This is a genomic window from Bacillus cereus group sp. MYBK216-1, assembly GCF_051916495.1.
GTDB classification, from domain to species: domain Bacteria; phylum Bacillota; class Bacilli; order Bacillales; family Bacillaceae_G; genus Bacillus_A; species Bacillus_A thuringiensis_K.
In genome coordinates, this window is sequence record NZ_JBQAGT010000001.1 from 318,541 (window position 1) to 338,285 (window position 19,745).

The window sequence follows — 19,745 nt, forward strand, 5'->3', positions numbered from 1 at the left end:
TGATAATAAGATAAACCTTGGTTCCGTGTGGCGTGAATCGAGGTTTTTTTTGTTTTTCTTTAAGGGAGAATTGTAATTTTATTAAGGAGAATGTAAGTAAACCAAAGCAGAAAATCAGGAATAGGGGGATACTGATGGAAAAATATTTTGAGGAAGCACATCGTTTTTGTTCTCGTAATAGAAAGCACTTAGAAAAGGATGTTATATGTGGTTGTTTCTATTGTTTAGAAATTTTCCATCCAGAAAAAATTACAGAGTGGTGGGATGATGATAACACAGCAGTTTGTCCGCATTGCGGGATTGACTCTATTATCGGAGAAAGTTCTGGATGTAAAATAACAGAAACGTTTTTAAGTGAAATGCATAAAAGATGGTTTTAGTTAAATGAATGACAAAATAAACTTTCGTTAATGAAGAGGATACATAAAAAAAGCTCGGGCTAATCCCGAGCTTTTCATTATTTCTTTTCGTCTTTCTTAGCGTCAGCTTTTTTCTCTTCGAAAAGATCTTTTAAATCTTTATCGTCAACTTTTACGTCAGCTTTTTTCATTTCTTTCATCATAAGATCATTCATGAATGCAGCATCTTGTGCTTTCTTCTGAACTAGATCTTTTTTGATGTCGCCTTTTACTTCATCAAATGGTTTTTGTTCTTTAATGTCTGTTACTTTAATGATGTGGTAACCGAATTGTGATTTTACAGGCTCGCTTACTTCATCTTTTTTCAGTTTATAAGCAGCATCTTCGAATTCTTTAACCATTTTACCAGCAGTAAAGTAGCCAAGGTCTCCACCTTTTTCTTTTGAACCAGTATCTTCAGAGTATTGTTTCGCTAACTCTTCGAAAGATTTACCTTGTCCAAGTTCTTCTTTTACCTTTTTCGCAGTAGCTTCATCTTTTACAAGGATGTGGCTTGCTTTAATTTCAGGCTTGTAGTTTTCTTTTAGTTCTTTATCAGTGATTGTTTTCTCGATAGCTTTTTCTTGAGCTAATTGAGCACGCACACCAGTTTTTATAGTTTCTTCTTTAATACCTTGTTGTTTTAATAGTGTATCGAACTGATCACCGTATTGTTTTTTCATTTCATCGAACTTTTTGTCTACATCTTTGTCTTCAACTTTGTAGTTTTTAATAAGTACTTTTTCCATAACCATGTTGTTTAGTACTTGTTTACCAGCTTGTGTCTTCATTTGATCGTAGAATTCTTCTTTTGTAATGTCACCAGCTTTAGATGTAACGATTTTGTCTGATGATGATGTTCCACATGCTGATAATGCGATTACACTTGTTGCGGCTAAGGCAAGCATAGCTTTCTTCATTCAATAAACACTCCTACTATTATGTATTTTTAATTTATCCTACACCAATGAATTTTGATTCATAAGAGCCCGATTAAGTCTCACTGATACTTTTGCTTTTTTATATTGGTAAAGCGCGCTTAACAGGGCTTACCGTGGCTGAGGATAAAGTTTTGATGAATGTTTTGTTCTATAGTATAAGCAATATGTACAAAATTTAATATATCATATTTCGAACCGTTTTCATATTGATAAAGAAAAATTAACCAGCACGTGTCAGATTTTGAAAGTGTGCCATATTGGGCGCATGCCGCATATACAGAATAGAGGAGGGGATGGGGATGAATTCTCAACTTATTTTATTACTTGTACTGTTTATTTTATTGGTTATTGTAGGTATAATTTGCTTATAGAGGAAAAAAGTGAGGAAGGGGCTTTCCTTCCTCACTTTCCATGAAATATAATTTCTATATAACTAGAAATTAATAAAATTGTTATACATACATTAATAACCCGAAAGACACCGGGCTGGCGGCTCGCAGCTATTTGTTTTCGTTCACACAGTGTATGTGTCATGAAATTCGTGTAAAATATAACAAGAAGTGCGAATGCGACAAAAACAACTGTTATAAGTGTCATGAGGCGAGACCTCCTTTTGGCTAAAATACATATACATATATTGTATCACACGATATTTTGTTCGTGTTACAAAATTCAGAAATAGAAGACTTTGTGTTAGAAAGTGAGGGAGAAAATGGACGTTGTTAGAAGATTAGAACAAGCTGAATACTATGTAGACCTACTATTTAAAATGATTGATGAAGAGAAGTGTCCATTTTATTCTTTGATCATAAAGAAAAAAGCTCGTAAAAAAGATATTGAACGTATACTAAATCTTTGTGAAAAACTGAACGAGCAATATGTAGTGGAGAAAGCAGAAGGGCTTCTTTTGTTCGATGCGCTGTTAGATCAATTTGAAAAAGCGCTTCCACATCAGCTCGAAGTACACGAAACTGCGGAAGCGCTAGCAAAACAAGGTTTATTTAAGCCGCTTATGAATGAATTCTTAAGCATGATTGCGAAAAAATAAATAGATTATTTCTTAACTAACTTTTGATCGGATTCTGTAAAGTTCTCTTCAATATCTTCTAATGATTTCTCAAAAATATCGATAAAGTCTTGTCCGTAAATATTACGCAGGATTGCAATCAGTTCGATATTTTCTGGGAACTTCCCATAAAAATTACGAAGTGCAAGAGCCCCATTAAACACTGAATTATTTTCAGGATCATACTCCTCCATTAAGCGAAGTAGTAATTCTTCCCCTTTGTCTGTAATTTCAATGTACGTATTTCGTTTATCATCTTCCTTTTTTGAGAATACAAGATAGCCGCGTTCTTCCAGCTTTTTCGAGAAGTTAAACGCTGTTGATACGTGCATAACTCCAAACTTAGCAATCTCAGAAATAGAAGCCCCTTTTAAATGATAAGCGATTGTTAAAATATGATGTTCATTAATATTTAAATCGTAAGGTTTAATCCACTGCTGCCAATCTTTCTCTACACATTTCCATAACGCTTTCGATAATTGAGCAATGCGTTGGCTGAAAATCATCGCTTCTTTTACCGAGTAATCTTTTTCTCCACTTTTCATTTACTCACCCACTTTAACATTCTTTTTTCATTACTATCTATTATGCCAGTAAAATAAAAATTAATAAAGTCTTTTTGTGAGAATTGTGAAAATTTTTCGGAAAAATGACATTCTATACAAATCATGCATAACTATGGAAGCGTTTTATGAGTCGTGAATACATACGTTGTCCTTACATGTTAAGTGATAACATATATTGTAAATGCATAAAAACACGGCATATCTATACGATATGCCGTGTCAAGGTCAATTTATATAAAAAATATTTGTTATATGCAAAAAACTAAGCAGGAATTTGTTTACGCTTTTTCTGGAACAGCTTCTTGTAGTTTCTCAATTGACTTTTGGATGTCCAAAATTTCTTTCTCAATATGGCGCTTGTTTTGAGAAATATCTTGCTTCCAGTTAGAAAGTGTATCGTGCATATCGTCTTTTAATTCTTGAAACACTTCTTTACCTTCTGAAGCAGTTTCAACGATTTGACGTTTTAATAATTTCGTATCAGCTGTAATATCAGCTAAAGTCTTTTTAATATCATTTCCTTTTTCTTTTAACTTGCCGCGCATGTCTTTACCAGAAGAAGGAGTTGAGAAAAGAACAGCTAGTCCAGCAACTGCTCCGCCGCAAATAACACCTGTAATAAAGGATTTAGCTTTTGACATAAAAGGAGACCTCCTTATTTTTTGTTCGTATTCATGATGGAAAAAATATGCATATCTTTCTTATCTGTGCTATGCACAAACAATCATCCCTGAGCATTTTAAGTGAAGAAACAAGCCATGCGGAATTTGATGACTTCAGGGAAGTGGCTTGTTATGTATTACGCCTTCTTATAGTGTCATTATTTCACACTATTTGCAATTGTACTTGCGATGTTTTGTAAATTTTCCATAGTGTATTCATTTTGATGTGATTTCCAAACAGCACCGAAACCATCTTTTTCACCGTAGCGTGGAATTAAATGAAGGTGGAAGTGGAACACAGTTTGTCCAGCTTTTTCACCGTTATTGTTAAGTAGGTTAAAGCCAACTGGATTAAACTCTGCTTTAATCGCATTTGCGATTTTTGGAACGACAGAAAAAATGTGTGATGCGATTTCTGGCGTTAACGCAAAAATGTCTTGTTTGTGAACTTTCGGAATAACAAGAGTATGTCCTTTTGTTACTTGACTAATATCTAAAAATGCAAGCACATGTTCATCTTCGTATACTTTTGAGCAAGGGATTTGCCCGTCAATGATTTTACAAAAAATACAATTGTCTGCTGTATGATTCATTGATCTCATCCTTTCAAATATCCTTAGCCGTATTTTACCATAATTACATAAGAGAACAAACACGAAAAACAGGAAGCTGACTCAGCTTCCTGTTTTCTGAAGAGGGATTGAAAAAGCATTATCGTAATTTACGTTTCGCAGACACCTCATTTATTTAAGAAATGCACGGTAAATCGGCTAAAGTTTCTGCCGTAGACACCCCATTTTCAAGTGAAATGAATTGCAATCTTTTTTAAAATGAAATTGTTTATTTTTTAAAACAGTATATGCTCTTTCAGAGACACCCCGTTTCGAAAATGAAACAAATGATCTGGTTATGTGTAAATTTCATTGTCCAACTTGGACACCCCATTTCATGATGACTTCACTATGTTGTTGTACTCATCAATTGGTGGTTGCTTTTTCAATGTGTTCCTTCTTCAATAATTATGATGTCCGCTTTCGGAAAAATATATGCTAATAAATTTTAAAAATTTTTTTGAGTACATGGATACTATGTAGTACGGCATAATTTTTGGTAAGATGAATATAGAATGAATACTAATGAAGAAAGTGGTGTCGTATGAGCGAGTTATTGCGTGTAGAAAATGTTACAGGAGGATATACGAAACGACCTGTATTAAAAGACGTTTCGTTCTCTGTTAATAAAGGCGAACTTGTCGGCTTAATCGGTTTAAATGGAGCTGGTAAAAGTACGACGATTAAACATATTATCGGTTTAATGGAACCGAAAAAAGGAACTGTCACAATTAATGGGAAAACAATTCGTGATGATATGACAGCGTACCGTTCCAGCTTTTCATTCATTCCAGAAACGCCGGTATTATATGATGAATTAACGTTAGAAGAGCATTTGAAATTAACAGCTATGGCGTATGGTGTTGATGAAAAACAATATGAAGAACGTGTAGGACAACTACTACAAGAGTTTCGTATGAAAAATCGTTTAAAATGGTTTCCATCTCATTTCTCAAAAGGGATGAAACAAAAAGTAATGATTATGAGCGCATTTTTAGTGGAGCCATCTCTTTACATAGTAGACGAACCTTTCGTTGGATTAGATCCGTTAGCGATTCAATCGCTTCTTCAAATGATGGACCAAATGAAAAAGAGTGGCGCGGGTATTTTAATGAGTACACATATTTTAGCGACGGCAGAGCGTTACTGTGATTCGTTCATTATTTTGCATCAAGGTGAAGTAAGGGCGAAGGGAACGTTATCTGAACTGCAATCACAGTTTCATATGCCAGGTGCAACGTTAGATGATATTTACATCGCGCTAACAAAGGAAGAAGATTATGAATAGCACAGCGTTATGGAAAGAACGATTTCGTCACTTTCTAAAAGAAGTTCGTACATATAGTAAATACGTATTTAATGATCATTTGAAATTTATTTTCGTGTTCATCATCGGTGCGGGAGCGTATTATTACCAGCAATGGTTACAAACGTTAACAACTTCGTTTCCAACTGCGCTCGTAATGGCAGTATTAATTGGACTCGTGTTAACGGCTGGATCCATTCAAACATTATTAAAAGAAGCGGATCTCGTTTACTTACTGCCAGTTGAAGAAAAGTTAAAACCTTACTTCACAAAGGCATTTCTTTTTACATTTATGATTCAGTTATACATAATCGCAATCGTAGCAGCTGCGCTTGCTCCGTTATACTTCCAACAAATGAAGCAAACAGGAGCTGGCTACATATGGATCGTACTCGCATTTGTCATTGTAAAAGCGTGGAATTTATTTGTAGCGTGGGAAAAGTCATTTTTAACAGATCAAAATATACAAAGGGCTGATTGGTTTGTTCGTTTTATCCTAAACGGTTTATTTGTATATTTCCTTGTAGAACGTACTTCAGTTCTTTTCATTGGTGGAATCGTCCTTCTCATGGTGTTATACCTTGCTATCATGCATCAAATGGTAAAGGGAAAGCCGCTAAACTGGGAGTATTTAATTTCTGAAGAAGGTAAGAAGATGATGTTGCTGTACCGCATTGCGAATATGTTCGTTGATGTACCAGCATTAAAAGAAAGAGTATCTCGCCGAAAATGGCTTGATTTCATTCTTTCGATAATCGGCGAAAAGCGTACATATTTATACTTATATACGAGAACGTTTTTAAGATCAGGTAACTATTTTGGATTATATGTGCGTCTGCTCGCTCTTGGAGGAGTTATTTTGTACTTCATTCCATTTTTATACGGGCGATTTATCGTAAGTTTTATTTTCCTATACTTAATCGGTTATCAGCTATTAACTTTATGGAAACATCACCGTATGAAAATTTGGCTTGATTTGTATCCAGTAAAGGTAGATGAAAAGAAGAAAGATTTTCTTACTTTATTAAATGCGATTCTAATCATCGGGAGCGTAATCTTTACAGTTATATTTGCACTAGCAACGAAAGATTTCATGATGACAGGAATTTTACTTACCCTAAGCATATTATTTAGTATCGGTTTCGTTTACCAATACGGGGCGAAGCGCATTGAGCGTTTAAATTGAAAGGAATGAACCTATGATTACATACGAAGAGAAGGTTATAAAAGAATTGGAGCAGTGGAAAGCTACATTCATGAAAGATTCTTCTATGATGACACGGTTCTCCAAAAAAGTGCAGACGAAAGTGCAACAGCTCATTCCGGCGAAAGTACAAAAGGTACTAACAGAGACGATTCGTATGATGGTGCAAACGATCAGCGCCGGGTCAAACTTTATAAAGCCGAAGCTAAAAGAGACGACATGGTCACTGCAAAGACGTGACGATGAAGTGCGTAAAAAAATGGATGAGTACAAAAAAATAGCAGCGGCAGAAGGAGCAGGGACGGGGGCTGGCGGTATTCTCCTCGGTCTTGCTGACTTTCCGCTTTTACTTACAATTAAAATTAAATTTTTATTCGATGCAGCAACGTTGTACGGATTTGATACGAGTAAACAAGAAGAACGTCTTTTTATCCTTCACGTTTTCCAACTCGCCTTTTCAAGTGATGATCATAGAAAAGAAATATGGAAAGCAATTGAAACGTGGGATACAGAAAAAGAAAATCATATGGACTGGGAAAAGTTCCAAACAGAGTACCGAGACTATATTGATTTAGCGAAAATGCTTCAGCTCGTACCAGTAATCGGTGCCCCAGTCGGCGCATATGCGAACTATCAATTGCTGCAAAGACTTGGAGAAGTGACGATGAATTGTTATCGTATGCGATTGCTGAATAGGGATTAAAAAGAAGGCGTCCTACATGTGTAATGTGGGACGCCTTTTCTTAGAAGCCAAGTCCGATATAGTTAACTCCAACTATAATCAATACCATAAAAAGTACAATGATTAATGAAAATCCGCTCTTACCAGCTTGTCCCGCTTCACCGCCGCCATTACCCCCACTACCCCATTACCACCAAGTCCCATACGATATCCTCTTTATTGTTATATATTGCTTTTACTTTATAATTTTAGGTATTTTCCTATAAATACCTTATGTAGTACTAATTAAATTGAAAATCATTTCGTTTTGTTTTATAATTTACTTACCGACCGGTAAGTAAAAATAAGTGAGGTACAGTATGACGAAGAATTTACAAACATCGCAGAACATTGTAGAGGCATCATTTAAACTTATGGCAGAACACGGCATTGAGAAGATGAGTCTTTCCATGATTGCGAAAGAGGTAGGTATTTCAAAACCGGCTATTTACTATCATTTTTCTTCTAAAGAAGCGTTAGTTGATTTTTTATTTGAAGAGATTTTTTCTGATTATCATTTCGCAAATTACTTCGATGAAGAGCAGTATACGAAAGAAAACTTTGCAGAAAAGCTAATCGCAGATGGTTTACATATGCTCTCTGAGTATGAAGGGCAAGAAGGAATACTACGCGTTATCAATGAATTTATCGTAACTGCATCGCGAAATGAAAAGTACCAGAAACGTTTATTTGAAATACAAGAGGATTTCTTACATGGTTTCCACGATTTATTGAAGAAAGGCGCGAGACTGGGCGTTGTGTCACAACATGAAACGGAAGAAAATGCTCATACGCTAGCACTCGTGATCGATAATATGAGCAACTATATGCTCATGGGATTCCAGTTAAAGTATAAAGAAATTTGGATTCGAAATGTGAAAAACGTAATGAAGGAGGAGTAAAAATGAAAATGCAAAAAAACTGGTGGCTCGGTTTTCTTGGATTTATTGGGGTTTATAAAATAGCAGGTATGATTGAAGCTTTTCAAACGGATGGAAATTGGATGAAGTTAATCGGTTTCATTTGGCTACTTTGGTTCGGATATTTTATTCCTGAGAAGAAAGAAGATTGAATTTCAATTTTCTGTAAAGTTACGTAAAATATAGATTAAGAGTATTCATATATTAGATTACTAGATTTGGAGTGGTTACATGGAGCCATTGAAAAATGAAATTCACCCTGACATGGTCAAGGTGTGGAAAGTTCGTGCTGTAATTGAAGAAGGGATCGGTATTCTCGTCATTTTAGCTTACCTTTTCCTCATGATAAAGTTTGATTGGTGGGCATGGATTTTGTATGTGATGATTGGGCTAACAGTTGTGTTCGCACCATTTTCGTACTTCTTATTCCCGAAACTACGTCAACGTTATTACAGTTATCAATTAAATGAAGAAGAGCTTGAAATTCAGCACGGTCTTTTCGTCGTAAAGCGCGTATTAGTACCGATGATTCGTGTGCAGCACGTGACAATTGAACAAGGACCGATTATGAGAAAATATGACTTAGCAGAATTACATATTTCTACAGCGGCAACTTCTCACAGCATCCCAGGCTTAACGATGTATGAAGCAGAAATGTTGAAAACAAAAATCGCAGAATTAGCGAAAGTGAGTGATGAGGATGTATAAGAGGCAGCATCCAATCACGATGTTATTGGAATTAAAAATAAGAGATTTTATACCACTCTTTATTTTCATGTTTAGCTTAAATGGAAAATTCCCGTTTTGGTACTTAATTCCCGCTGCATTTGGTTTACTCACTGTCTTTTCAGCGTTTGAAAAATGGTATTACACAACATACTGGGTTGAAAATAACGTATTACATGTGAAGCAAGGTCTCTTTGTGAAAAAGGAGAGCTACTTAAATAAAGAACGTGTTCAAACAATCAATACAAGCTCTAACGTGTTATATCAAATGCTTGGCTTAAAGAAAATCCAAATTGAAACAGCTGGTGGGGGCGATGATGCGGAGGTTAGCTTAGCCGGTATTACAGTAGAAGAGGCAACTGAGCTTATTGCTTTGCTAAATGAGCCAACTCCAGAAGTGAAAGCAGAAGGAACGCTAGGTGAAAAAACGGAACATGAAGTAGAAAAAGAAATCGTTACAGAAGAAAAACAAACGACAGAATATAAATTGACTTGGAAAGAAATTTTACTAGCCTCTGTTACATCGGGGCAGTTTGGACTATTATTCTCGTTAATCTTTTTCGTGTATCACCAAGTACAGGAGTACATTCCGAAATGGATAGAGAATAGCGTAAAGTCATATGTAATGGAGTATGATATATATGGCTGGATTTTCATGGTAGCTATTTTGCTCGTCCTTTCGTGGATTATATCTACAATCGGTTATGCGCTAAAACATGGAGATTTCACAGTGAATCGAAGAAATGATGAAGTCCGCATTTCGCAAGGATTACTTGAGAAAAAAGAACTCGTACTAAAATTGCACCGTATTCAAGGTATTACCATAAAAGAAAGTATTTTACGTCAGCCATTCGGCTATTGTGCTGTGCAAGTAGAAGTGATTCAAAGTAAGGGAACGGATGATGAAAAAGAAAAAGTTACACTGCATCCAATCATTCGAAAAGATCGAGTACAACAGTTACTGGCGCATTTACAACTACCATACGAACTGGATACAAATATTATTTCATTACCAAAAGCAGCATTACGCCGCTATCTCATTGATAGTTTAATCTTTTTCGCTATGCTCGCAATCCCGCTTACTGGAATAAGCATATACTTTGAAAAGTATTACATCATGTGGGCATTACTACCGCTCGCAATCCTTATCTTTACACTTGGCTACGCAACATTTAAAACAAATGGTTACAGTGTTAACGGAGAACAAATTACACTTGTCTATCGTAGCGTCGGAAAATATACAGGACTTATTAGAAGAAGACACGTCCAATCAATGGAGAAGACACAATCATATTTCCAGCGCCGTGCGGATTTATGTACGTATAAGTTTTCGAGTGCATCATCTAGTTACAAAATAGAGCATACGAGAGTAGAAGATGCGGAGAGAATGCAGGATTGGTATAAGAAGAAAATAAATGAGAAATAACCAGAGAGAGCTTGCCTATTATGAAGGGCAAGCTTTCTCTGGTTATAGGGAAAAGAGTGGTTTAATCCATATATCAGTACAACTACAGCACACATGTACCAATACGTATGAAAAAAGGTAATATGCTTCTGTTTTAGGAAAATATGTGGGATTTTTGATATAAATGGTATAATAAAATGGAAATAGTATTAGGAGGTTATATATGATAAGTCAGTTGAAAAGAGAAGCACTTGATGCATTAAAAGGAAGATGGGGATTAGCGGTAGGGGCAACCTTATTAATTGGAATCCTTATTGGCGTTGTTGAAATGCTAACAACAGGTATTTTCTCGATATTTTGGGGTTGGGAAGAAGCAAGTGATTCATTTACAGTAAGTATTATTGTAATGCTTGTTATAGGTCCATTAACAATAGGTGCCTATTATCTTGTTTTAAATGCAATTCGTGGGACTGATGCTAGCATTGGTCATATATTTAGATGGTTTAGCGATGGAAGTAAGTTGATGAAGTCGTTTTTAACATATTTACTAATGTATGTATACTTGACTCTATGGACATTACTTCTTATTATCCCAGGTATTATTAAATCATTTTCTTATTCTATGACATATTTTATTTTGAATGATCATCCAGAATATACAGCGAATCAAGCGATTACTGAGAGTCGTCATATGATGAATGGACATAAAATGGATTACTTTTTACTATGCTTAAGTTTCTTAGGGTGGTTCATTTTAAGTATTCTTACTGTAGGAATTGGTTTCTTATGGTTAGTACCTTATTTCTACTCGACATCGGCAGCATTTTATGAAGAGATTTCAAAAGAATATTATAAAAAAGTGAGCACTACTTTCTAATAAAACATATAAACCACCTGTTCCCTATATTCTTTAGGGGATAGGTGGTTTTCTTTTTTGAGGAATTCGTCTAATAAATAGGTATAATTCTTTTTAGGAAAAATAAAAGGAGTAACAGAAATGAAATATACTTATCTATTTTGCGGATATAAAGTGAAACTTTAATCAGTGGGGATTTTGTTCATTCCCTACTAATTATTAGTTCTCACCAATCGGGCATTTATGGGCAGCCCGCCCCCGCCTAACTCCTTTGTTCTAGCTGAATTTTGAGGTGGGAGTTTTACTGCCCGTTAATGCGGGGTAAAACATTAGAAGAAGAACCACCAGGTACATATGAAATTTGTAATATATGTTATTGGGAAGATGATCCGGTTCAATTTGAAAATCATGACTATGAAGGTGGGGCAAATGAAGTCTCGTTAAGGCAAGCACAGAAAAATTTTATTGCATATGGTGCTTGCGAGGAATGTTTTATTGGATCAGTTAGAAAACCGACTAGTGAAGGATGCTAGTTGGCAGCGAATTTGTTAAGTAAAATGTTATTACTCAATTCAATGGGGGTAATAACATTTTTTATTTAGTGCTGAAAGAATTACTGCCGTCTTAAAGTAATAAGAAAGACTAAATCGGTAAATTTTATTAATGGATATATTTTCAATAAATACAAAAGTATAGATGTATAGTCAACTTTGTGTATTTAATGTTATCATATTGAATGATATGGAAATTTTTAATAGAATAAGTAACTAAAAATTCAAAGGTAATGCAGCTTTTGTTGTATAAAGAAAATACTTAGTAGTAATCAACAATATTAAAAATAAGATTCGTATTTATATAAATTTAGTAGAAATGGGGTTTTAAAAAGGAATGAGTATAAGCATAACGCGGCAAAAGATTTTAGCAGCTGCTTCTCAAATTGTACAATGTAAAGGGGTTGCTAAATTAACCTTAGAAGCAGTGGCAAAAGAGGCGGGTTTAAGTAAAGGTGGATTATTGTATCACTTTTCAAATAAAGAAGCTTTAATAGAAGGTATGATAGTCAGAGGGGTAGAGGATTATGAAGGGGCCATTTACAATAAAGTAGCGGAAGACTCAGAGAGGAAAGGGAGATGGGTTCGCTCTTTTGTAGAGGAAAGATTAAGTAATGAGAGAAGAACAGAAGAGTTGTCTAGCAGTATGATGGCAGCACTCATGTTAAAACCTGAATTACTTGAGCCGTTACAACAATCATTTCAGCAACTGCAAAAGAATATAGAAAATGATGAGATAGATTCAGTGTGTGCAACAATTATTAGATTAGCAGCAGATGGATTATGGTATTCGGAATATTTAGGGGTTGGAAGACTAAGGCCAGAGTTAAGAGAAAAAGTGATTCAAGCTCTTATTAGTAATTCATATAAATAGAATATACGAACTATATAATTTTAAAATAATTCACCATTGCTTCTTTAATGTAGTGGTGAATTGTTTTTTTTATTAGAAAAATAGAACAATTTTATAGAGTATTGAATTATAACCGTCCAGACGGTATAGTAATATTTGGTTTAAGAGGAAAATGAAACAAAAAAAGAATAAAAGATATTTTTAGCACACTATTCGAAAGGATAGGCCGCAAAGCTTAGAGTCTACGGTAATACATATTGGTTACTAAGATCGTCTGGTTGCACATTTTTGATGCAACCGGACGATCTTTTTTTGTTATATAAATATAAAAATTTAGGAGGGAACTATGCAAATGAAAAGTACTAAAAGGCACATTTCAATGGTTTCATTAGTTTTTCTAGTATTATTTTCAGTGCTGAATGTATGGGCTCCAGTTATTCAAGCTGCTGTGATGAAAAGTCCAGTGGACGAAATTAATATTTCCCGTACTGATGGCACGACATCTGAACCGTATCAAGCCTCAGATGGAATGAAAGTAGAAGTGAAGTGGTCAGCTAAAGAAAAAATAAAAAGTGGAGATCAGTTCACAATTGATATGCCAAAAGAGTTTCGAAAAGACCTTATGAATATGAGTTTTCCCTTAAAAGATGCTGAAGGAAAAACAGTTGGTACATGTGAGATGAAAAAGGGTTTATTAACATGTACTATGGGTGATTACGTAGAAGGAAAGAATAACATTAAAGGTTCTTTATTCGTAGAATTCTACTTTGGTCTAGAAGCATATGATGGTGTTAAAGAAATTCCATTAGAATTTAACGTTGATGGTCAAATCGTCAATAAAGAAGTAAGTGTAAATAATACGACAGAGAGACCGAAGCCACAGCCCAATACGGAAAATTTATTGAAATGGGGTTCTTATAATCAAGAAGATCCTTCAATTGCTGATTGGCTTGTATATGTAAATGCAACTGGAACAGAAATGCAAGATCTTAAATTAACAGATACATTAGGACCTGGGCATGAGTTAATTACAGACAGCGTAGTATTAGAAGAGGCTGTATTTGAAGATGGTTATGCACCAACAAATATTAAGCCAGCAGATTTATCTAACATTAAAATTAATGCAACAAAGACTGGATTTACAATTGAATTTCCAGACAGTTCAAAAGGCTATATTTTAAGATATAAAACAAAGGTTACAAATCCTGCTGCAAAGCCTCATAAAAATACTGTGAAATTAGAAGGTAAAAATATTGTAACTGAAGAAAAAGTAGGACAAGTATTTGTAAGTGGTGGGGGAGGATCCGGTTCAGGTGACGATAATCCACCTAGTATTGAAAAAAATATAGTTGATGAGAATGGCAAGCTTGTAGAGAATGAGCATCTAACGCAAATGGATCAAGTTATTCAATACCAAGTTGGTACACATATACCAAAAGATCCTCTTAAATACACATCAATGGTAATTAGTGATGATTTAGAAGATGTTTTAGAAGTATTAGAGGCAAAAGTGTATGATCAAAATGGCCAAGATATTACATCTAAAGGAACGTTAAATATAGATAAACAAAGAAGTGAAGTAACATTTACGTTTGGTGAGAATTTTGACTATAAGTCATATGAAGACCAGATAATTAATCTCAGTATCAAGGCGAAAATTAAAAATGATGCAGACTTATCTTCTTACGTAGATAAGAAGATTCCTAATAAAGCGGAATTACATTTTGATGATAAAACATTAACATCAAAAGAAGTAACTATTACGCCGCCTGAAGCTCCAAAAGATGGTACAGTATCGATTCATAAAATAGATTCTGAGAATCCGAACAAAGGGTTAAAAGGTGCCGAATTTGAAGTTCGAAATAGTGCAAATGAAGTTGTTGCAAAACTGAAAACGGACGAAAAAGGTTTTTCAGTACCTCAAACTTTAGCTCCTGGGACGTATAAAGTTTATGAAACAGTAGCACCAGAAGGATATCAAAAATTAACAAGCCCAGTAGAGGTTACACTTCAAGCTGGAGAAACAAAAACAATTGAAATTAAAAATACTATGCAAAAGGGTCAAATTGAAGTAAAGAAAATTGATTCGGAAAATGGTGAAAAACCATTAGCAAATGCAGAGTTTGATATAGTAAAAGACAGTGTAGTAGTCGAACATATTGTTACAGATAAAGATGGTAAGGCAACTTCTAAACCGTTAGCACTAGGAAAATATATTTTAAAAGAAACGAAAGCGCCTGAAGGCTACCAATTAAAAGAAATAGAGTTCGAAGTAAATGTAACAGGGGACGGCATATTTCCAATACAAGTGGAAAATGCAATGATAGACAAAGGTAATATAGAAATTACAAAAGTGGACAAAGAAAACGGGGCAGTATTAGCGAGTGTCGAATTTGAAGTCCAAGATGAGAAAGATGGAGTAGTAAGAAAAGTAGTAACAGATAAAGATGGAAAAGCAAACGTTTCAGATTTATCAGTAGGAAAGTACAAATTAGTAGAGACGAAAAGCTTACCGGGTTATAAAAAGCTAACAGAACCAGTACCATTTGAAATAAAAAAAGGTATGACAAAAGCTTTAGCAATAAAAGTAGAAAATGAGCAGTTAGACAAAGGCTCAGTAGAAATTACAAAAATAGATAAAGATAGTCAAAAAGTATTAGAAGGCGTAGTCTTCGAAGTGCAAGATGAGCAAGGCAAAGTAGTAACAGAAGTAAAAACAGATAAAGATGGTAAAGCAAAAATCTCTGATTTATCAGTAGGGAAGTACAAATTAGTAGAGACGAAAAGTTTACCAGGCTACAAAAAGCTAACAGATTCAGTATCATTCGAAATTACAAAAGGTATGACAACGGTCCTATCGTTGAAAGTAGAAAATGAACAGTTAGATAAAGGTTCAGTAGAAATTACAAAAGTAGATAAAGACAGCAAAAAAGTATTAAAAGGCGTAGTCTTTGAAGTGCAAGATGAAGCTGGAACAGTAGTAAAGGAAGTAAAAACAGATAAAGATGGTAAAGCAAAAATCTCAGATCTATCAGTAGGAAAGTACAAATTAGTAGAGAAAGAAAGTTTACCAGGCTATAAGAAACTAACAGATCCAGTATCATTTGAAATAAAAAAAGGCATGACCGAAGTTCTATCATTAAAAATAGAAAATGAAATGGTAGATACGGGAAATATAGAAATTACAAAGATAGATAAAGATAATAAAGCACCGTTAGCGGGAGTAACATTCATCGTCCAAGATGAAAAGGGTAATGAAGTTACAAAAGTAACGACAGATAAAGATGGAAAAGCAAATGTTTCAGATTTACCTGTAGGAAAGTATGAATTAGTAGAGGTAGAAAGTTTACCTGGTTATAAAAAGTTAGAAAAACCAATATCATTTGAAATAAAAAAAGGCATGACCGAAGTCCTATCATTAAAAGTAGAAAATGAAATGGTGGATACAGGGAATGTAGAGATAACAAAAATAGATAAAGATAGTAAAGCTCCATTAGAAAATGTTGTATTTGAAGTACGTGATTTAAAAGGAAAAGTAGTTGCGAAAGTAAAAACGGATAAAGAAGGAAAAGCAAACGTTTCAGATTTATCTACCGGGAAGTATGAGTTGGTAGAAGTAGAAACACCGGCAGGATACAAACCACTAGAAAAGCCAATTTCATTCGAAATTGAAAAGGGTAGAGTAACAGCGCTAAAGCTAACAGTAGAAAATGAATTAGTGGATACAGGAAATGTAGAAATTACAAAAGTAGACAAAGAAACGAAAGATGCTTTAGCTGATGCAGTCTTTGAAATTCAAGATGAAGCAGGACAAGTAGTCGCTAAAATAACGACAGATAAAAAAGGACAAGCACAAGCTACTAATTTATCAGTTGGCACATACAAGTTAGTAGAAGTAAAAGCACCAAAAGGATATAAACAATTAGTAGATCCGATTACTTTCCAAATTGAAAAAGGCATGACAAAATCTCTTGCTTTAACAGTAGAAAATGAAATGTTAGACAAGGGAAATGTAGAAATCACAAAAGTAGATAAAGATAGTCAAAAAGTATTAGCAGGTGTAGTCTTCGAAGTACAAGACGAACAAGGCAAAGTAGTAACAGAAGTAACGACAGATAAAGAAGGAAAAGCAACAATTTCAGATTTATCAGTAGGAAAGTATAAATTAGTAGAAAAAGAAAGCTTACCAGGCTACAAACAATTAACAGAACCAGTATCGTTTGAAATTAAAAAAGGTATGACGAAAGTTTTATCATTGAAAGTAGAGAACGAACAGTTAGACAAAGGTTCAGTAGAGATTACAAAAGTGGACAAAGAAAGTGGCGCAGTATTAGCGGGCGTAACATTCGAAGTGCAAGATGAAAAAGATAAAGTAGTAACGAAAGTAACAACAGATAAAGAAGGAAAAACAACAATTTCAGATTTATCAGTAGGAAAATATAAGCTAGTAGAGGTAGAAAGCTTACCAGGATATAAAAAACTAGCGAAACCAGTATCATTCGAAATCAAAAAAGGTATGACAGAAGTCTTATCACTAAAAGTAGAGAATGAACTAGTAGACAAAGGCTCAGTAGAAATCACAAAAGTAGATAAAGATAGTCAAAAAGTATTAGAAGGCGTAGTCTTCGAAGTACAAGACGAACAAGGTAAAGTAGTAACGGAAGTAAAAACAGATAAAAATGGTAAAGCAAAAATCTCAGACTTATCTGTAGGAAAGTACAAATTAGTAGAGAAAGAAAGCTTACCAGGCTACAAACAATTAACAGAACCAGTATCATTCGAAATTAAAAAGGGTATGACAGAAGTTCTATCATTAAAAGTAGAGAATGAACAGTTAGACAAAGGTTCAGTAGAAATTACAAAAGTAGATAAAGATAGTCAAAAAGTATTAGAAGGCGTAGTTTTCGAAGTACAGGACGAACAAGGTAAAGTAGTAACGGAAGTAAAAACAGATAAAAATGGTAAAGCAAAAATCTCAGACTTATCTGTAGGAAAGTACAAATTAGTAGAGAAAGAAAGCTTACCAGGCTACAAAAAATTAACAGAACCAGTATTGTTTGAAATTAAAAAGGGTATGACAGAAGTTCTATCATTAAAAATAGAAAATGAAATGGTAGATACGGGAAATGTAGAAATTACAAAAATAGATAAAGATAATAAGGCACCGTTAGCAGGTGTAGTCTTTGAAGTACAAGACGACAAAGGCAAAGTAGTAACGAAAGTAACGACAGATAAAGCTGGAAAAGCAATAGTTGCAGATTTATCAGTAGGAAAGTACAAGCTAGTAGAAGTAGAGAGTTTACCAGGCTACAAAAAATTAGAAAAGCCTGTACTATTTGAAATTACAAAAGGTATGACAAAATCTTTAGCGTTCACTGTAGAAAATGAAATGGTAGATACGGGGAATGTAGAAATCACAAAAATAGATAAAGACAGTAAAGCACCATTAGAAAATGTTGTATTTGAAGTACGTGACTCAAAAGGCAAAGTAGTTGCGAAAGTAACAACGGATAAAGAAGGAAAAGCAGACGTTTCAGATTTATCTATTGGAAAGTATGAGTTAGTAGAAGTAGAAACACCAGCAGGCTACAAACCACTAGAAAAGCCAGTTTCATTCGAAATCAAAAAAGGTATGACGAAAGTCTTATCATTGAAAGTAGAGAATGAACAGTTAGACAAAGGTTCAGTGGAGATTACAAAAATGGCTGCTGAAAGCAAGGAAGTCTTATCAGGAGCTGTGTTTGAAGTTCATGATGAAAAGGGAAAAGTAGTAGTGAAAGTAACAACAGATAAAGATGGAAAGGCAAAAATCGCAGATCTATCTGTAGGTAACTACACACTAGTAGAAGTAGAAGCACCAAAAGGATATGAAAAATTAACTAATCCAATTCCATTTGAAATTACAAATGGAATGATAAATGCAGTTCAATTAGAAGTATTAAACAAATTGAATCATTTAGCACCACCAGGTCCAGAAACACCAGATTCAGAAAATCCTGGAACACCGGATCCAGAAAATCCTGGAATACCAGATCCAGAAAATCCTGGAACACCGAATCCAGAAAATCCTGGAACACCGAATCCAGAAAATCCTGGAACCCCAAATTCAGAGAAACCTGGAACCCCGAATTCAGAAAATCCTGGAACACCAGATCCAGAGAAACCTGGAACACAAAATCCAGAAAAACCTGAAAAAGAATTACCGAAGACAGGGCAGAAAATGCCTGTGGAACCATATATGGGAGCACTTCTTGTAATGATGAGTTTTGGATTACTCGTATTAGGTAGAAAACAGCAGAGATAATAAAGGTGAAAAGGTATCCTCAAAGTATTTGAGGATACCTTTTTTATTTGACATAAAAAAGGTATTTAGCAAAAGAACTCGATACAAATAAAAACAAAAAGGAATACAAAGTTTGCCCTATTTTCTTAATGTGGCTATATCAAAAAAGTTAGCTATATATATTTAATGTGAAAGTAAAAGATTAAAGGCCTTCTTAATGTTTGGATGAAAAAAGAGTTATCTTTGTAATTAATTTGAGTACTTTAGGAAAGAAGTCTATTTCCTAAAGTACTCAAAGGATGATAGTCCAATAGCAGGTGGGAGATGAAAATCGTTTTAGCACTGTAGTAGCACCTTAAAATGTAGATAGGGGAAAATAATGTAAAAAAACTATTGTATATTTAAAAACCTTATGTTACATTTATGTTACAGAAAAGTTACAAACTGTAACTTACATTACGGTTTGTTTTCTTTTGTTTTTCGGTATGTTACGAAATGAGATTCGTAGCAAAACAACCGAGAATATGTAAAGTTAAAAAAATAGCAACCTAAAAATAGTTTTTCTATGTGTATAAGAGTGTGTGTAGTAAAGGGCCTGGTGAGAGCTTTACGCACATTATTAAAATTCCTTTCTGTCTTTAAAAGAAGAAAACCAACTACCAACTATTTAGGAGTT

At 34.4% G+C, this 19,745-nt stretch carries 17 protein-coding genes, 2 pseudogenes and 1 riboswitch; of the genes and pseudogenes, 13 read left to right on the plus strand and 6 right to left on the minus strand.

The genetic code is table 11. The features are described from left to right. Positions 1 to 134: 134 nt before the first annotated feature. Positions 135 to 380, plus strand: coding sequence for a hypothetical protein (locus ACTFRH_RS01785; RefSeq protein ID WP_000417114.1), 246 nt, complete (start codon positions 135 to 137; stop codon positions 378 to 380). Between the two features lie 77 nt (positions 381 to 457). Here the strand turns inward: ACTFRH_RS01785 and prsA are convergent, their stop codons facing one another. Together prsA and ACTFRH_RS01795 are read right to left on the minus strand one after the other, a co-directional pair. Next, positions 458 to 1,318 carry a peptidylprolyl isomerase PrsA gene (gene prsA, locus ACTFRH_RS01790; RefSeq protein WP_440048795.1) on the minus strand — a complete coding sequence of 287 codons (861 nt, stop codon included), beginning with the start codon at positions 1,316 to 1,318 and terminating at the stop codon, positions 458 to 460. Positions 1,319 to 1,741: 423 nt separating this feature from the next. Beyond that, the gene (locus ACTFRH_RS01795) at positions 1,742 to 1,936 is read right to left on the minus strand and encodes a hypothetical protein (protein ID WP_000172690.1); all 195 of its coding nucleotides are present in this window, start codon (positions 1,934 to 1,936) and stop codon (positions 1,742 to 1,744) included. A gap of 115 nt (positions 1,937 to 2,051) precedes the next feature. Here ACTFRH_RS01795 and ACTFRH_RS01800 point away from each other — a divergent pair, with 115 nt between their 5' ends. Beyond that, entirely contained in the window at positions 2,052 to 2,387 is a 336-nt protein-coding gene (locus tag ACTFRH_RS01800) for a DUF1878 family protein (protein ID WP_000383655.1), read from the plus strand. 5 nt (positions 2,388 to 2,392) lie between these two features. Here the strand turns inward: ACTFRH_RS01800 and ACTFRH_RS01805 are convergent, their stop codons facing one another. The 3 genes from ACTFRH_RS01805 to ACTFRH_RS01815 form a co-directional block, all read right to left on the minus strand. Next, positions 2,393 to 2,950, minus strand: coding sequence for an HTH-type transcriptional regulator Hpr (locus tag ACTFRH_RS01805; protein ID WP_000834924.1), 558 nt, complete (start codon positions 2,948 to 2,950; stop codon positions 2,393 to 2,395). Between the two features lie 299 nt (positions 2,951 to 3,249). Then, positions 3,250 to 3,612, minus strand: coding sequence for a YtxH domain-containing protein (locus ACTFRH_RS01810; protein WP_000030300.1), 363 nt, complete (start codon positions 3,610 to 3,612; stop codon positions 3,250 to 3,252). Between the two features lie 179 nt (positions 3,613 to 3,791). After that, positions 3,792 to 4,226, minus strand: a complete 435-nt coding sequence (locus ACTFRH_RS01815; RefSeq protein WP_001016835.1) for an HIT family protein — start codon at positions 4,224 to 4,226, stop codon at positions 3,792 to 3,794. Positions 4,227 to 4,788: 562 nt separating this feature from the next. Between ACTFRH_RS01815 and ecsA the strand changes: the two genes are divergently transcribed. Genes ecsA through ecsC form a run of 3 tightly spaced genes read left to right on the plus strand, consistent with a single transcriptional unit; the run spans position 4,789 to position 7,457 of the window. After that, positions 4,789 to 5,532 carry an ABC transporter ATP-binding protein EcsA gene (gene ecsA, locus ACTFRH_RS01820; RefSeq protein WP_001292602.1) on the plus strand — a complete coding sequence of 248 codons (744 nt, stop codon included), beginning with the start codon at positions 4,789 to 4,791 and terminating at the stop codon, positions 5,530 to 5,532. Continuing rightward, positions 5,525 to 6,736, plus strand: a complete 1,212-nt coding sequence (ecsB, locus tag ACTFRH_RS01825) for an ABC transporter permease EcsB (RefSeq protein ID WP_440048794.1) — start codon at positions 5,525 to 5,527, stop codon at positions 6,734 to 6,736. The genes ecsA and ecsB overlap by 8 nt, the downstream gene beginning before the upstream one ends. A 13-nt stretch (positions 6,737 to 6,749) precedes the next feature. Further along, the gene (ecsC, locus tag ACTFRH_RS01830) at positions 6,750 to 7,457 is read left to right on the plus strand and encodes an ecs operon protein EcsC (RefSeq protein WP_000634142.1); all 708 of its coding nucleotides are present in this window, start codon (positions 6,750 to 6,752) and stop codon (positions 7,455 to 7,457) included. 40 nt (positions 7,458 to 7,497) lie between these two features. On the opposite strand, the pseudogene ACTFRH_RS01835 reads toward ecsC, so the two are convergent. Beyond that, positions 7,498 to 7,640, minus strand: a pseudogene (locus ACTFRH_RS01835) (YjcZ family sporulation protein). Between the two features lie 155 nt (positions 7,641 to 7,795). Between ACTFRH_RS01835 and ACTFRH_RS01840 the strand changes: the two are divergent. The 8 genes and pseudogenes from ACTFRH_RS01840 to ACTFRH_RS01875 all read left to right on the plus strand — a co-directional run bounded on the left by ACTFRH_RS01840 (position 7,796) and on the right by ACTFRH_RS01875 (position 19,090). Then, positions 7,796 to 8,377, plus strand: coding sequence for a TetR/AcrR family transcriptional regulator (locus ACTFRH_RS01840; protein WP_000164833.1), 582 nt, complete (start codon positions 7,796 to 7,798; stop codon positions 8,375 to 8,377). A gap of 2 nt (positions 8,378 to 8,379) precedes the next feature. After that, positions 8,380 to 8,547, plus strand: coding sequence for a hypothetical protein (locus ACTFRH_RS01845; protein WP_000783811.1), 168 nt, complete (start codon positions 8,380 to 8,382; stop codon positions 8,545 to 8,547). Between the two features lie 79 nt (positions 8,548 to 8,626). Continuing rightward, on the plus strand, positions 8,627 to 9,103 hold the full coding sequence (locus ACTFRH_RS01850) for a PH domain-containing protein (RefSeq protein WP_000433536.1): 477 nt from the start codon (positions 8,627 to 8,629) through the stop codon (positions 9,101 to 9,103). After that, positions 9,096 to 10,547: a PH domain-containing protein gene (locus ACTFRH_RS01855; protein WP_000278177.1), complete on the plus strand. Its 1,452-nt coding sequence runs from the start codon at positions 9,096 to 9,098 to the stop codon at positions 10,545 to 10,547. Before ACTFRH_RS01850 ends, ACTFRH_RS01855 begins: the two co-directional genes overlap by 8 nt. A 202-nt stretch (positions 10,548 to 10,749) precedes the next feature. Further along, positions 10,750 to 11,403, plus strand: a complete 654-nt coding sequence (locus tag ACTFRH_RS01860) for a DUF975 family protein (RefSeq protein WP_000625406.1) — start codon at positions 10,750 to 10,752, stop codon at positions 11,401 to 11,403. A 293-nt stretch (positions 11,404 to 11,696) separates the two neighbouring features. After that, a pseudogene (locus ACTFRH_RS01865) lies at positions 11,697 to 11,934 on the plus strand (CPCC family cysteine-rich protein). Positions 11,935 to 12,270: 336 nt separating this feature from the next. Next, on the plus strand, positions 12,271 to 12,807 hold the full coding sequence (locus tag ACTFRH_RS01870) for a TetR/AcrR family transcriptional regulator (RefSeq protein ID WP_000028009.1): 537 nt from the start codon (positions 12,271 to 12,273) through the stop codon (positions 12,805 to 12,807). A 172-nt stretch (positions 12,808 to 12,979) separates the two neighbouring features. Beyond that, positions 12,980 to 13,072: riboswitch (cyclic di-GMP riboswitch) on the plus strand. 60 nt (positions 13,073 to 13,132) lie between these two features. Next, a complete protein-coding gene (locus tag ACTFRH_RS01875) occupies positions 13,133 to 19,090 on the plus strand; it encodes a SpaA isopeptide-forming pilin-related protein (protein WP_440048793.1) in 5,958 nt (1,985 codons plus the stop codon). Positions 19,091 to 19,745: the final 655 nt, after the last annotated feature.

What these genes read in the sequence shown, in the direction of transcription:
- ecsA (WP_001292602.1), top strand. Translation starts at nt 4,789, where the DNA reads ATGAGCGAGTTATTGCGTGTAGAAAATGTTACAGGAGGATATACGAAA.
- ACTFRH_RS01805 (WP_000834924.1), bottom strand. Translation starts at nt 2,950, where the DNA reads ATGAAAAGTGGAGAAAAAGATTACTCGGTAAAAGAAGCGATGATTTTC.
- ACTFRH_RS01855 (WP_000278177.1), top strand. Translation starts at nt 9,096, where the DNA reads ATGTATAAGAGGCAGCATCCAATCACGATGTTATTGGAATTAAAAATA.
- ecsB (WP_440048794.1), top strand. Translation starts at nt 5,525, where the DNA reads ATGAATAGCACAGCGTTATGGAAAGAACGATTTCGTCACTTTCTAAAA.
- ACTFRH_RS01795 (WP_000172690.1), bottom strand. Translation starts at nt 1,936, where the DNA reads ATGACACTTATAACAGTTGTTTTTGTCGCATTCGCACTTCTTGTTATA.
- ACTFRH_RS01860 (WP_000625406.1), top strand. Translation starts at nt 10,750, where the DNA reads ATGATAAGTCAGTTGAAAAGAGAAGCACTTGATGCATTAAAAGGAAGA.
- ACTFRH_RS01810 (WP_000030300.1), bottom strand. Translation starts at nt 3,612, where the DNA reads ATGTCAAAAGCTAAATCCTTTATTACAGGTGTTATTTGCGGCGGAGCA.
- ACTFRH_RS01845 (WP_000783811.1), top strand. Translation starts at nt 8,380, where the DNA reads ATGAAAATGCAAAAAAACTGGTGGCTCGGTTTTCTTGGATTTATTGGG.
- ecsC (WP_000634142.1), top strand. Translation starts at nt 6,750, where the DNA reads ATGATTACATACGAAGAGAAGGTTATAAAAGAATTGGAGCAGTGGAAA.
- ACTFRH_RS01850 (WP_000433536.1), top strand. Translation starts at nt 8,627, where the DNA reads ATGGAGCCATTGAAAAATGAAATTCACCCTGACATGGTCAAGGTGTGG.
- ACTFRH_RS01800 (WP_000383655.1), top strand. Translation starts at nt 2,052, where the DNA reads ATGGACGTTGTTAGAAGATTAGAACAAGCTGAATACTATGTAGACCTA.
- ACTFRH_RS01870 (WP_000028009.1), top strand. Translation starts at nt 12,271, where the DNA reads ATGAGTATAAGCATAACGCGGCAAAAGATTTTAGCAGCTGCTTCTCAA.
- ACTFRH_RS01875 (WP_440048793.1), top strand. Translation starts at nt 13,133, where the DNA reads ATGCAAATGAAAAGTACTAAAAGGCACATTTCAATGGTTTCATTAGTT.
- ACTFRH_RS01785 (WP_000417114.1), top strand. Translation starts at nt 135, where the DNA reads ATGGAAAAATATTTTGAGGAAGCACATCGTTTTTGTTCTCGTAATAGA.
- prsA (WP_440048795.1), bottom strand. Translation starts at nt 1,318, where the DNA reads ATGAAGAAAGCTATGCTTGCCTTAGCCGCAACAAGTGTAATCGCATTA.
- ACTFRH_RS01840 (WP_000164833.1), top strand. Translation starts at nt 7,796, where the DNA reads ATGACGAAGAATTTACAAACATCGCAGAACATTGTAGAGGCATCATTT.
- ACTFRH_RS01815 (WP_001016835.1), bottom strand. Translation starts at nt 4,226, where the DNA reads ATGAATCATACAGCAGACAATTGTATTTTTTGTAAAATCATTGACGGG.